The organism is Clostridium sp. UBA3061 (genome assembly GCF_002367465.1).
Taxonomy (GTDB): domain Bacteria; phylum Bacillota; class Clostridia; order Clostridiales; family Clostridiaceae; genus Clostridium_J; species Clostridium_J sulfidigenes.
The window spans coordinates 173,124-186,500 of record NZ_DFCF01000002.1 but is presented as its reverse complement, the minus strand read 5'-3'; the positions used below and the strand labels follow the sequence as shown (position 1 = coordinate 186,500).

12 protein-coding genes are annotated in these 13,377 nt (G+C 29.0%); 3 read left to right on the top strand and 9 right to left on the bottom strand.

Going from position 1 to position 13,377, the window contains the following annotated elements; all coding sequences use genetic code 11:
• The first annotated feature begins 73 nt into the window (after positions 1 to 73).
• Complete coding sequence (locus tag B2P65_RS01040) at positions 74 to 640, top strand: DUF6143 family protein (RefSeq protein WP_346847273.1); 567 nt, start codon at positions 74 to 76, stop codon at positions 638 to 640.
• A gap of 87 nt (positions 641 to 727) precedes the next feature.
• On the opposite strand, the gene B2P65_RS01035 is transcribed toward B2P65_RS01040, so the two are convergent.
• From B2P65_RS01035 to B2P65_RS01020, 4 genes are read right to left on the bottom strand one after another with little or no spacing between them, the layout of a single operon-like run.
• Positions 728 to 2,119 carry a HAMP domain-containing sensor histidine kinase gene (locus B2P65_RS01035; protein ID WP_346847272.1) on the bottom strand — a complete coding sequence of 464 codons (1,392 nt, stop codon included), beginning with the start codon at positions 2,117 to 2,119 and terminating at the stop codon, positions 728 to 730.
• On the bottom strand, positions 2,101 to 2,787 hold the full coding sequence (locus B2P65_RS01030) for a response regulator transcription factor (RefSeq protein WP_346879465.1): 687 nt from the start codon (positions 2,785 to 2,787) through the stop codon (positions 2,101 to 2,103). Before B2P65_RS01030 ends, B2P65_RS01035 begins: the two co-directional genes overlap by 19 nt.
• Positions 2,788 to 2,820: 33 nt before the next feature.
• Positions 2,821 to 3,576 carry an ABC transporter ATP-binding protein gene (locus tag B2P65_RS01025; protein WP_346847270.1) on the bottom strand — a complete coding sequence of 252 codons (756 nt, stop codon included), beginning with the start codon at positions 3,574 to 3,576 and terminating at the stop codon, positions 2,821 to 2,823.
• Positions 3,577 to 3,587: 11 nt separating this feature from the next.
• A complete protein-coding gene (locus B2P65_RS01020) occupies positions 3,588 to 5,915 on the bottom strand; it encodes an ABC transporter permease (RefSeq protein ID WP_346879464.1) in 2,328 nt (775 codons plus the stop codon).
• A 195-nt stretch (positions 5,916 to 6,110) separates the two neighbouring features.
• Here B2P65_RS01020 and B2P65_RS01015 point away from each other — a divergent pair, with 195 nt between their 5' ends.
• Positions 6,111 to 6,581, top strand: a complete 471-nt coding sequence (locus B2P65_RS01015) for a cupin domain-containing protein (protein ID WP_346847268.1) — start codon at positions 6,111 to 6,113, stop codon at positions 6,579 to 6,581.
• A gap of 197 nt (positions 6,582 to 6,778) precedes the next feature.
• On the opposite strand, the gene B2P65_RS01010 is transcribed toward B2P65_RS01015, so the two are convergent.
• The 5 genes from B2P65_RS01010 to B2P65_RS00990 form a co-directional block, all read right to left on the bottom strand.
• Positions 6,779 to 7,261 (bottom strand): hypothetical protein, encoded by a 483-nt coding sequence (locus B2P65_RS01010; protein ID WP_346879463.1) that lies wholly within the window; start codon positions 7,259 to 7,261, stop codon positions 6,779 to 6,781.
• A 255-nt stretch (positions 7,262 to 7,516) separates the two neighbouring features.
• Complete coding sequence (locus B2P65_RS01005; RefSeq protein WP_346847266.1) at positions 7,517 to 8,761, bottom strand: glutamate-5-semialdehyde dehydrogenase; 1,245 nt, start codon at positions 8,759 to 8,761, stop codon at positions 7,517 to 7,519.
• Between the two features lie 26 nt (positions 8,762 to 8,787).
• Positions 8,788 to 9,600 (bottom strand): glutamate 5-kinase, encoded by an 813-nt coding sequence (gene proB, locus B2P65_RS01000; RefSeq protein ID WP_346847265.1) that lies wholly within the window; start codon positions 9,598 to 9,600, stop codon positions 8,788 to 8,790.
• Positions 9,601 to 9,856: 256 nt separating this feature from the next.
• Positions 9,857 to 10,771, bottom strand: a complete 915-nt coding sequence (locus B2P65_RS00995) for a hypothetical protein (RefSeq protein WP_346847264.1) — start codon at positions 10,769 to 10,771, stop codon at positions 9,857 to 9,859.
• Between the two features lie 77 nt (positions 10,772 to 10,848).
• A complete protein-coding gene (locus B2P65_RS00990) occupies positions 10,849 to 11,691 on the bottom strand; it encodes a helix-turn-helix domain-containing protein (RefSeq protein ID WP_346879462.1) in 843 nt (280 codons plus the stop codon).
• 331 nt (positions 11,692 to 12,022) lie between these two features.
• Here B2P65_RS00990 and B2P65_RS00985 point away from each other — a divergent pair, with 331 nt between their 5' ends.
• Positions 12,023 to 13,354: a DUF4910 domain-containing protein gene (locus tag B2P65_RS00985; RefSeq protein ID WP_346879461.1), complete on the top strand. Its 1,332-nt coding sequence runs from the start codon at positions 12,023 to 12,025 to the stop codon at positions 13,352 to 13,354.
• Positions 13,355 to 13,377 lie beyond the last annotated feature (23 nt).

Genomic DNA, 13,377 nt, shown 5'->3' with positions numbered 1-13,377 from the left:
TACAGATTTATTCTTATACCTTATGTATGGAGAATATGAAAAATCTATACTTTTAATAGGAGATATTATGAAAATGGAAAACACAAAAAATTGTAATGACTCTATAATCTTACCTAATCCAATAACTCAAGTAGCTAGTATGCCATATCCTCTATATCTTTCACTTCAAGGAAAATATTTTGTAGGCTATGCAGATGAATTAAATTTTGGAAGAGGTAAAAGTGCATGGGCAGGATTAGTAAATCCTTATTATTCAGGAGTTAATCTACACGTATATGTCTGGACTGTCACAAATATTGGAGAATCACCAATAAGAGCGCAAATATGGTTTAATTCAAATCCACCTGGATGTCCAGAGATATCAGAATTAGTTACTCCAGCTAATACAGCTCTTTGCCCATTACCAAAGCCACGAATTAGGTTACTTAAAGCAAGCAATGTTATAGGAGAACCTAAAGGTGGAGTTAAGGCATTTGTTAGAAGAGCCCTTCCAGAGGTTACAATTGCCGACGAAGAAGTAGGCAAATTTATTTTTCCTCCTGGAGGATCATTTATTATTTTCTTATCCAACCCAGAAACTCCAAATGAACTTGCTCAAGGTAGAGTCGCATTTGGATGGTGGGAAGAAAAGATAAAGTAAATCCTACTAATAATTAAATTAAAAGATAAAAAAGGTGCTGCTACACAATAGAAAATAAATTCTGAGGTGTGACAGCACCTTTATTAATTATATTTTAAGTATAGTAAAACTAATAGTAGTTCCAGATTCTAAAGAAGATGAACACTTTATATTTCCTCCATGACTCTCTACTATATACTTAGATATAGAAAGACCAAGCCCTGAACCTGATATATTAGTGTTTCTATACTTTTCACCTCTATAAAACTTATTAAAAACAAATGGTATATCATCAATGCTAATTCCACTACCAAAATCCTTAATATTTACAGTAATTTTATCTATCTCATCATCTACCCATATCTCAATTTTTTCTCCTGATTTAGAGTATTTTATTGAATTTGAAATAATATTATTTATAACTTGATTTATTCTTATTATATCTATAGAAATCAAAGCCCTTGGCAATTGTCCCTTAACATCTAATTTCATATTATGAGTAGCTACATCAATAGATAAGTCACCTAAAACTTCCTTTAGATAATCATCAGAGTATATTTCTTTTCTTTCAATTGACATTTCATTCAACTCTGTTTTCGATTGCTCTAATATATCATCTATTAATTTTGAAAGTTCCTTAGATTTCTTCAATATAATGTTTGAATATCTTTTTATACCATCTTCATCCTTTGCAATTCCATCTCTTATGCCTTCAACATATCCTGAAATTGATGAAAGAGGAGTTTTTAAATCATGTGAAATACAAGCTAATAATTCTTTTTCATTTCTTTTAAGCTTTTCTTCCTTTTCTTTTGAGTCTATTATTTCACCTCTCATAGCTTCAAAATCATGACAAAACTCTCCAACCTCCCCATGATAATCGTAGTTTACTTTACACTTATAGCTTCCATTTAGTATGGTTTTTGCACTACTATGGAGCTCTTTAATTGGTTTTATTATATCTATTTTTACAAACCTATTTATCATAAAAGCTAATATTCCTATTAAAAATAAAAGTATCCACAGGGGTATAAATTTCTCATTTTTGCTTTCCTTTTTTAATATACTCTGTGGTAAATCTATAATTATAATCCCTTCTTGAACATCATTATTAACTAAAGGTATACTGTATCTAATGAATCCATTCTTTCTATTGTCAAAGGCATTATCATAACCTATTTCATTTTCAAGATTTATCTTTTCTCCTTTATTAAAATCATCTATGGAAGAAAAGATAGCCTCCCCTTTTAAATTTATAACTGTATAATCATAAAAATCATTTTCCATGTAATAGCTATTTTCTTTAAACATTTCTTTAATCAATTCTCTTTGATTTGATGTTTCTATTCTTAATAAATTAGACTTATCTTCTTTTTTAATATCTTCCTTTAAAATTAGGAGAGAATATACCACTGATAATATAACAAATAGATATGTTAACCCTGTAAATATACTAATTTTTTTACCAAGGTAATTATCCTTCACTCTATTACTTCCCACTTATATCCTACTCCCCATATTGTCTTTATCGACTTTTCACCGTATTCTCCAAGCTTCTCTCTTAACCTTTTAATGTACACAGCTATAGTATTTTCATCCATATATTCACTGTAACCCCATACACTTTCATATACCTGAGACTTTGAAAACACTTGGGAAGGATTAGATGTGAAAAAATCCAATATTTGAAATTCCTTAGAAGTTAGTGGTATTTCCTTATTATTTAGTAAAGCTTTATATGCCTTAGAGTCTACTATTAAATCACCAAATTGTTTTACATCTGATAGTGTATCACTAGAAAATGAAGTATACCTTCTTATATGAGCTTTCACCCTTGCCACTAATTCCATTGGAGAAAAAGGTTTTGTCATATAGTCATCTGCCCCTACTCCTAATGTTAGTATCTTATCCATCTCTCCACTTTTAGCTGATAACATAAGTATTGGCATTTTCGATATCGTCCTTATTCTTTTACAAACTTCAACACCATCTAAAAGTGGGAGCATAATATCTAAAATAATGAGCTTTATCATAGGATCATTAGCCAGTTCCACACCTTTTAACCCATCATTAGCTATCAATACCTGAAACCCATCTATCTCTAAGTAATCTTTTATTAAGTTTCCTAAATCATTATCATCTTCAATTACCAAGATTTTATCATGCATTCTACTCACCCCCACTTCCATTATATCATTATTTTACCAGCCCCTACTTTTTATAAATTCAAATATCTTTTTTTCTCTACTATCTGAATCTTTTTCATTATATCTTCCAAGAGACAAATCACCATCAATTCTTCCATCCTTTAAATAAATCAATCTACTTGCTCTTGAGGCTGCTTTTAAATCATGGGTTACCATTACTATGGATTGTCCCTCTTCATTTAATTCTGTAAGAATATCCAATACCCTGGCTCCCGTTGAAGAATTAAGTGCTCCTGTTGGCTCATCTCCAAAAATTATCTTAGGATTGTTAATTAATGCTCTAGCAATTGCAACTCTTTGCTGTTGTCCTCCTGATATTTCTGAAGGATATTTATTCTCAATATCTTTCAGCTCTAATCTATTCAATAATTCATCTGTTTTTTTATTTACGCTCTTCTTATCTTTATTGTTTAGATAACCACAATAAGTTATATTTTCTCTTATAGTTAAATCATAAAGTAAATTTATACTTTGAAAAACAAAGGATATATATTTATTTCTAATACTTGTAGCTTCTTTTTCACCTATATTTGTTATATCTTTTCCTAAAAGCTCAACGCTACCTGCACTTGGGCTATCCATAGTACTAATAGAGTATAACAATGTAGATTTTCCAGAACCTGAACTACCCATTATTACAGTAAAATCACTTTCATATATATCTAAATTAATATTTTTTAATACATTGTTTGATGTTTTTCCTAAAATAAATGATTTACATAATCCACTTGCTTTAATAATACTTCCCATCTCTTCTCCCCCTACTCTTCAATAAGTTCCACTGTAGATATTTTTCTTATACTAAACATTGATATTATTGATGAGCCAATGGTTAATATTCCAATAAATACTATTGTGCTTATAACTTCACCATTTGGAATCATCAACCCATCTATTCCCATCATTGCAAGCTTAAATAAATTTTTAGATATAGTAGCATTTAAAATAAATCCAACCAAAGATGAAATACCTATAAGTAGCATAATTCTATATAAAGTTCTCTTTAAAATATAAATATTTGAAAATCCTAGCGATTTTATAATAGCATTATTTCTTCTATTATCGGTATTGTTCATAATTATAAGATTTACTATATTTAATATACTGAATAGTAATATTCCTAAAAGAATAATTGTAGTAACTGGTATAACTATCTCAATAACTGACTTACTTGCTGTTGCAATCAAACTTGGACATGTATCTATAGAACATACTTCATATTTTTGTTTATATTCTTCTTTAAACTCTTCATAATCATTTTTATCTTTTAAAGTAATATTGATGTTTAAGTTATTAAGGTTATTTCTAATTTCCTTAGGCACTACATCTAAAGTCATTCTCATATTGTAGTTATTTGACATCATGCCGATATATTTACCAGTGATGAGCAATGATCTCTCTTCACCTAATATTTTTATATCAATATAATCTCCAATATCTAAACTTGCATCTTTTAGAATTTGTTCTGACAATGCAATTTCATTTTTATTTTTAGGATTTCTTCCCTCTTTAATAGATACATTAAACCCATTGTTATTGTCATAGTTATCATATAAATAAGTAATAACTTGAGCATTTTTTATATTGTATCTTGATACATCTAAATAAGCGACCTTTCCTACATCAAATGAGCACGCTCTTACGCCTAAGACTCTCGGGTCACTCTTAATTTCTTCTAAAGCCTTATCATATGACGCCTCTCCACTTGGAAAATCTAAGGTAACATCTCCCTGAAGTAATCCAAACATATTCCATGCATTATCTTTCATATTAATCATTGAGTAATTTACACTAACTAAAAATACTGAAAGATATATTACAAGGGATAAAACTGTTACTATAATTATATTTTGCTTTTTATATTTAAAAATATCATTTATAGCCATGGACATTGGTGATGAAGCATCTCTAATAATTGACTTCCTAAATTTCTCTTTAGATGAAGTAACTCCTATTCTAAATGCCTCAACAGGCTTTATTTTATTTATTCTTCTAAGTAAAAGATAAATATTAGATATTAAAACAAAACTCATTAATATTATTGTTAAAACTATAAAGCTAAAATTATTTATACCACCTTCATATATTCCAATATATTTAATAGATATCTTTACTAAATAATTTATAAACCAAATACTAAAGAAACTTCCAGCGGTTATTGCAATGACTCCTACTATTCCAAAGCTTTTTAAATATATATTACGTATCTGCTTTGAGGTAAATCCTAATGATTTATATACACCTATAGATTTATACTCCTTTAAAATGTTGTTCCATAGTACAAATCTTATTATTACAATAGATACAATGAATATTAATATAGCTGTACTTAACCCCACTGCACTTGTAATTTGACTTCCAGCATTTGCTGCAAATATTGTAATCCACTTATCATATATAACTCCATCAATTGAATCACCTATATAAGAAATTAATTCAGATGTTGCATCGTTTCCTTCTTTAGATGAATCATAACCAATATATTCAGATTTAATAGGTTCATTAAAGTCATCATAATCATTACTACCTATATATAAATTATTATAGCCCACAACAGAACTCGGAATTACTGAATCGTTTACTAAAGCTGATATAGTTAAATATTTATATTCATCACCATCTTTTATCTTTAACTTATCTCCTATTTTTAAATTCTTAGAATCAGCTAAAAGATTTGAGACCCAAATAGTACCTTTACTTGGAGTCGTTACTTTTTCTCCTTCTGTTATAACTACATCCCATGGATGAGCTTTCATACTCTCATAAATTATTAAATTTGCCATTCCCAAATCAAGGTTTTCATCCCCTAAAAATACTTGTCTATCTACCGTTAACCCCTTTGTTTTTCTAATATCCTTTTCATTAGTTTCTTCTTCCATAATAAAACTTTCAACTTTTGAAATAACATCCTCATTATATGTCTGAACTACAATATCCTTTATATTTTCTCCTTCATAATAATCATTAGTATATTTTGAAACTGTACTTGTAAAGCTCATAGATAGTGCAAATATAGATGAAGATACCATTAAAATAATTGCTATTAAAATTAATTGTAATTTTTTTTGTTTAATTTTCTTTTTCCACATCATCATCCCTCCATACTTTTATATTACTAATTAATTTTTAATATATTTATTTCAAATTCTTAATGAATTCTTACATTTTTCTAAATTGATTATACACTAAGGAATTCTATCAGTAATGCCGTCATTAATTTATATTACTACAACAAATCATTAAGTTTTTGATATAATAGATTTATTATACTTAGGAGGTACAGCATGAAATCAGCACAATATTATATAGAAAAATTAGGCATGACACCACATGTGGAAGGGGGATACTTCAAACAATCAGTATTATCAGAAGATTTCTTTAGAGAAGATAAAAAGTTATTTAGTAGCATATATTTCTTGCTTGAAACAGGAGAGGTGTCTCATTTTCACAGATTAACTTCTGATGAAATGTGGTATTACCACGACGGGCAACCTCTGACTATATATATGATCACACCAGAGGGTGAGCTTATAACTAAGCAATTAGGATTAGATATAGAAAAAGGAGAGGTTCCACAAGTTTTAGTTCCTAAGGGATATATATTTGGTTCTTCTATGAATAATGATGGATTTGCTTTAGTTGGATGTATGGTAGCCCCTGCCTTTACTTTTGATGATTTTGAATTATTTGAGAGAAGAGACCTTTTAAATATGTATCCAAATCTAGAAGATATAATAAAAAAGTTAACTAGATAAACCTTCTTCCTGATATTAGCTAAATATTTATTTAATATATCGTGGATAAAAAATGGAGCTGTCGCTCTAAAAAATTTGTGAGACAGCCCCATTTTAATGGTGGAGATGAAATGTAGTATTTATAATCCACCATATAATCTTTTATGTTATTCAATGCCCTTATTAATATATTTACTCTATGTAGAATTGGCCATTCATTATGTGTATTTTTTATGCACATTTGCATTAATAATATTCTGGTACTTCCTTATATCTGATTTTATTTGTCGGTTTTCAAAAAAATAAACTTCTGTGCCTGACCAGATAAATACCCAACACACTATACTTAATATACCTGCGAAATAAGCATATCTGCTTGAAAGACTCAAGCCTATCAACCCAATAATGATGCCGAAGGCGTACAAAACAATAGCCTTCATATTATTTCTACCATAGATATATTCATTTTCTTCCACTCGGTTTGAAAAGGTATTTACTATAGCTGTCTTCAACGACTTATCATCATAATTATTTTCACCTTTAATAAATATATCAACTTCTCTTCTTCTGCAATTCAGTAGCTTTGATAAAATAAACTCTTCCAAATCAGAGCTTAGGTGTAAATCATCCGAGCTAAAATATGGTGCAAATGGAGTATTGGTTTCATCTAAAAAGATATTTATCCTTAAATCATTGTTCATGTTATCACTCCTCTTACTCAAAGTAAGTAAATTGCTATTTGTATATCGTAAATAAATTTTTTAATAGTATAAAGTAAGCAATATATGGAATTGCTACCTTCTACACCTTTTCTATTCTAAATAACATATTTTATATTATTTGAATCTATATAAAAATATATTCAGATTATCTTCTGAGTCCTTACTAAACAAAATAAAGATGACAAAAGAAGTTACTCAAAATACCTTTAATCATTTTGAGTAACTCCTTAGTTATTATCTTATTTGACCATTTCCAAATATTATATACTTATTAGTGGTAAGCTCTTTAAGTCCCATGGGACCTCTTGCATGTAGCTTTTGAGTGCTTATACCTATTTCTGCTCCAAATCCGAATTCCTCTCCATCAGTAAATCTAGTAGAAGCATTCACATAAACTGCTGCTGCATCTACTTGTTGATGAAATTTTTGAGCATTTTGATAATCATTTGTTACTATAGCTTCAGAGTGTCCTGAGCCATATTTATTTATATGAGTTATAGCTTCATCTATATCTTTTACTACCTTTATACAAATTATATAATCTAAATATTCTTTATAATAGTCTTCTTCATTTGCTAGTATTATGTCATTTACTATTTCTATAGATTTTTTGTCTCCTCTAACTTCTACTTTTCTTTGTCTTAATTCATCAACTATTACTGGAATAAATTCTTTTGCTATTTCTTCATGAACAAGTAATTTTTCCTCAGAGTTACAAACTGCTGGTCTAGTAGTTTTTGCATTTATAACTATTTGTTTTGCCATTTCTAAGTCACTATTTTTATCAACATAAACATGACAGTTCCCTGTTCCAGTTTCTATTACTGGTACTGTAGCATTTTCTACTACTGATTTTATTAGTCCAGCGCCTCCTCTTGGTATTAGCACATCTATATATTCATTTAACTTCATCATATTTTTAACAGTTTCTCTACTTGTATCTTCTATTAATTGAATACAATCTACTGGTAACTTAGTTTCTTCTAAGGCTTTTTTTAATATCTGTACTATTTTTTTGTTGGAGTTTATAGCTTCACTTCCACCTCTTAGTATTGTTGTATTACCTGATTTTAAACATAGCCCTACTGCATCACAAGTAACATTTGGTCTTGCCTCGTATATTATTCCTATTACTCCTAGAGGTACCCTTTTTTTCCCTATTTGTAGTCCATTTGGTCTAGTTACTATTGAACTTACTTCACCTACAGGGTCTTCTAGTCCTGCTACTTGTGTTAAACCTCCACTCATCCCTTTGATTCTGTCTTCATTTAAAAGCAATCTATCTACTATTGCTTCTGATGTTTCCTTATTTTTTGCATTTTCTATATCAATTTTATTTGCTGCTATTATTTCACTAGCATTCTCTAATAATGCTTTTGCCATTTCATTTAAAGCTTTGTTTTTTTCATTTGATGAAATATTTGATAATATATACGCAGCTTCTTTTACTTTTTTACCTTTTAAAATTAACTCTTGCATCTAAAATTACTCCCTTCATATTTTGTTTATCTTTCTTTTCCCAGAAATAAAGTTCCTACATCGTCTCCATTTAATATATCAATAAGTTTACTTGGGTCTTTTCCATTTGCTAATATCATATTTGTACCATTATCAGTTACAATCTTTGCTGCATGTATTTTAGTTTCCATGCCACCTGTGCCTAAATTACTTCCTGCACCTTCTGCAAAATTTAGTACTTCTTCCGTTATATATTTCACTTCTTTTATAAGCTTTGCATCCTTATTTGTTCTTGGATTAGAGTCATAGAAACCATCAATATCTGATAGTATTATTAAAAGATTTGCATCCACAATAGTAGAAACTATTGCTGCTAGATTGTCATTATCTCCAAATCTAGATATATTTTCAATTTCATCTATAGATACACTATCATTTTCATTTACTATTGGAATTATTCCGCTTTCTAGCAAGGTTTCAAAAGTATTTGCAACATTATTTCTACTTCTTTCACATTCTATAATGTCTCTTGTTAAAAGTATTTGACCTACTGAATAGCCATATTCTCCAAATAGTTTGCTATAAATATTCATAAGTGCTACTTGTCCCACAGATGCAGCTGCCTGCTTTTCTCTAATAGTTTTTGGCCTTTCCTTTAAGTTCATTTTACTTACTCCAACACCTATAGATCCAGATGTTACAAGGATTATTTCTTTCCCACTATTTATTAAATCAGATATTGACATGGCTATTTTTTCAATTCTTCTTAAGTTTATATTTCCATTGTCATAGGTTAAGGTTGAAGTACCAATTTTTATAATTATTCTTCTTGAATTTTTAATATTTTCGCGATATATCATTTTTATCTCCTCTTAAGTTTCCTTCATTAATTTTATCTTTAATAAGCTTGTAATAATATTATCATAAAAATATAAGTTTATTAATACTACTTCACTCTACAATTTATTAGAAATAACTTCCAATGCATAGCAAACCTAAGCATATATCCTGTACATGAAATAACCCACCACAATACATTGCCGTATTGTCGTGGGTTTTATGGTGGAGGCGAGACACCACCATTAATTTAAAACTTATTTACATATTAATTTAAAATCAATATAAATTTATTAGCCCAAAAGCTTTGAAAATCCTGGCTCTTTTCACAGCTATGTAGCAAGTCCAAATTTTAGTAACATTTCTAGCTACTTCACTATCTACTCCCCAAGAAAAATTAGGTTGCCAAAAACCTTCTTCCTTCAATGTATTAATCCAAAAAGAAAAGTTCTTTTCTATAAAGGCTTCAACTAATTTATACCATTGTGACTCAGGTGAAGTTACTAAATCTAAAGGTTGTGATACATATTCCATCCATTTAGCCTCATCTATACAAAGACAGTCTAATATTCTTCTTTCCATAGACCTTATAGTTACATCACTAATCAAATTTGAATTTAGTTCTTTTAAAACTATAAATAGTCTTTGTAGGCAATAGCAATCATGGTCAGAACACTCTTCATTACTATTTAAAAACTCTATACATCTAGCTGCAATTTTATTACCTATCTCCTTTTGAACAGCATTACCATACTTGATAAAAGCTGAGGCAACAGCAGCACAAGGGTTAGGAGTAAATTTTGTATCTGGAGCATATATCCACCATGGTGCATGGGGAAAGTTTTCAACTTCCTTTGGAACCTTCTCCCAGAATGATGGCGTATCTTCAATGGTTTTTTCAAAATAATTTAATAAATTTCCAAACCAAGGCTCCTCACAATTAAGGTCATAATCATATGCAATAAAAATGGCCTCAGTAGATGCTATACTTGTTGATGATGGTAATAACATATCAGCTTCTAATCCCTTTCCAAAACCACCATCCTCATTTTGATATTTTATTAGTTCTGATACTATATCCTCTTTACTACCCTTATTAAAAGTATAATTCCATTTTACTTTTTCAATATCTCTACCATTACTAAATATATGCTCCTCTATATTTTTAAATTGGCTCATCTTTAACTTTTCCATAGTACACCTCACAAACTTTATTTCATAACTTAATGTTAATACATTAAACACCTTTAGTATTGTAAAAATGCGACATTCTATTTAATTAACTCGTTTATAGCTTTCATAGGAGTGTTTCCATGGTATTTTTTAAAGTCATTTATCATATGAGCTTGATCACAATAACCATAACTATAAGTAATATTACTAAGATTAAAATCTCTCTTAAAAGCTATGTCTTTCCATATATTTTGATATCTAACTAAACTGCAGCACTTCTTAGGAGTTATTCCAATATATTCTCCAAAGATACGCTCCAACTGTCTAGAACTAACAGAAATATAATTACTAATCTCTGATATTGTAGTTACCCCTTTAGATTTCAAAATATAATATACTCCATTTAATAAATTTTTATTTCTAAAATTCTTATTGAATAATCTTCTTAGCAATAACTTTTCTATGTAATATATTCTTTCTTCAATCTTAGGATAATATATAACTATATCTTCAATTTCTTTTCTTAAACCCATAAAATATTGGTCTACAATTGCAAACTCATTACACTTTTTAGGCAATTGATTATCTGTAAATAAATGCACAGCCCAAAAATTAAATCGGATACCAAAGGTAGAAATCAACGCCGAGGTTTTAACCTCTTCTGTATAAAAAGGATAATCATTTATACTACAAAATAGGTTATTCACTTTATTATTACTATAATCTATATCAAAAATTATATCCATACAACAATCTGGAATCACAATATTGTTTCTATCCCCATCTTTAGTTATTTCCTTATTTCTATAAGGCACTGGACTTCCCCAAAAGCATCTTATATATGGCTTTAAAGTATCACATGGCTCAACTTCTCTATAAGTATCTGATTTATTTATTATATTATTAGTTATGGGTTTAAATAAGTCTAATAACTCTTTCATTTGTTCCACCACTTCATAATAATTTATTTTTATTTTTGTTAATAATCGTACTAATATTATAACATTATTTCTAATATTTAGGATAAACTTTATCTATTAAAATCTTTAATAGATAAAGTTCATAAAAAGTGTTAGTGTGCTTAATTTATTACTAGAATTAAATGTAATTAAGTGTTAATATATTCATATAATTTACAAATAGCATATATTGAATTGTACTAACTACATTACAAATACTATTTAGTTATAAATGAAAGGAGTATAAAATTTTATCTATTTTAAGATTAAAACAAAGGTTATACTTACTAATAATTTTGGGGAGGGATTAATTTTGAAAGGCACCAAAAAAATAATATGTATATGTTGCTCTTTAATTGTTATAACATCACTTGTGGGTTGTAATAGTGTTAAAGACAAATCCTCTAGCTTAAGTGATATAACTAGCATAAAATTCAAAGATTTTTCAAAGGATATTTCTGAAGATAGGATATATAGCACTATAGAGAAACTTTCAGCAAAGGATGATGCTAGAATAACCGGGTTTGATGGAGAAAAGGATGCAGCATCATATATTTCTAAAGAGTTTAAAGACATGGGACTTAGTGTTGATGAACAAGAGTTTCCTGTAACCGCATTTAAATGTAATGATGTAGAAGTAAAAATAGATATACCTGAAAGTAAAGTTGTTGAATCTAAGGCTTTAACCTTTAGTAAAGAGACTCCAAAGGAAGGCTTAACTTCAGAAGTCGTTAATGGATATATGGGAACACAAGCTGATTTGGAAAAAGCTAAAGTAAAAGATAAACTTGTTATTATTCAACGTGGTGGTGATACATTTAAAAATAAAACTGAAAGAGCTACTGCAATGGGTGCTGTAGGTGTTATATTTTTTGATCCTAATAGCGAAGAACCTCTATCTGCTACCCTAGTTGAACCTACAAAAATACCAGCTGTTACAATATCTAAAGCTGATGCAGAATATCTTAATTCAACCATAATAACCTCAAAAAAAGGCCTTAAAGCCACACTAAAGGTTGATAGTCAGTGTCTAGATAGTAAATCTAAAAATATTATTGCAACCTTAAAATCTAAAAAGAAAGATGCTAAAACCTTAATAGTTGGAGCTCACTATGATGGAGTAGATACCCCAGCTGCAAATGACAATGCTTCAGGTATTTCTACTGTAATGGAGTCGGCAAGGATTTTATCCAAGAAAAACCTTGATTGTAATATTAAATTTATTGCATTTGGTGCTGAAGAAATAGGTTTAGTGGGTTCAAATTATTATGTTCAATCTTTAAATAGTGATGATTTACAAAATACTATTGCAATGATAAATGCCGATATGGTTGGTATCGGTGATAACTTATGTGTTTACACAATGGATAGCTCTAAGGATTCTTTAACTGCAGATTTAGCAGTAAGTTGTATGAATAACTTCCAATACGATAATAGAAGAGATGAAAGTAACAGAAGTGATCATGTAGCTTTTGAAGCAGCTGGTATACCAGTGGCATATTTTGAATATGGCCCATTTGTTGACTACCATACGGATAAAGATACCGCTGATAAGATCAATAAAGAAAACTTATCTAATACATGCAACGTAATTACATCTTTATGTAATGAAATTGGTAATAATCCAGAAAGATTCTCAAAATAATAACTAAAAATAAAATCTTAAAT

Bases quoted from the DNA above. Each gene is read 5' to 3' on its own strand.
- B2P65_RS01040 (WP_346847273.1), top strand. From the start codon at position 74: ATGGAAAACACAAAAAATTGTAATGACTCTATAATCTTACCTAATCCA.
- B2P65_RS01030 (WP_346879465.1), bottom strand. From the start codon at position 2,787: ATGCATGATAAAATCTTGGTAATTGAAGATGATAATGATTTAGGAAAC.
- B2P65_RS01025 (WP_346847270.1), bottom strand. From the start codon at position 3,576: ATGGGAAGTATTATTAAAGCAAGTGGATTATGTAAATCATTTATTTTA.
- B2P65_RS01020 (WP_346879464.1), bottom strand. From the start codon at position 5,915: ATGTGGAAAAAGAAAATTAAACAAAAAAAATTACAATTAATTTTAATA.
- B2P65_RS01015 (WP_346847268.1), top strand. From the start codon at position 6,111: ATGAAATCAGCACAATATTATATAGAAAAATTAGGCATGACACCACAT.
- B2P65_RS01010 (WP_346879463.1), bottom strand. From the start codon at position 7,261: ATGAACAATGATTTAAGGATAAATATCTTTTTAGATGAAACCAATACT.
- B2P65_RS01005 (WP_346847266.1), bottom strand. From the start codon at position 8,761: ATGCAAGAGTTAATTTTAAAAGGTAAAAAAGTAAAAGAAGCTGCGTAT.
- proB (WP_346847265.1), bottom strand. From the start codon at position 9,600: ATGATATATCGCGAAAATATTAAAAATTCAAGAAGAATAATTATAAAA.
- B2P65_RS00995 (WP_346847264.1), bottom strand. From the start codon at position 10,771: ATGGAAAAGTTAAAGATGAGCCAATTTAAAAATATAGAGGAGCATATA.
- B2P65_RS00990 (WP_346879462.1), bottom strand. From the start codon at position 11,691: ATGAAAGAGTTATTAGACTTATTTAAACCCATAACTAATAATATAATA.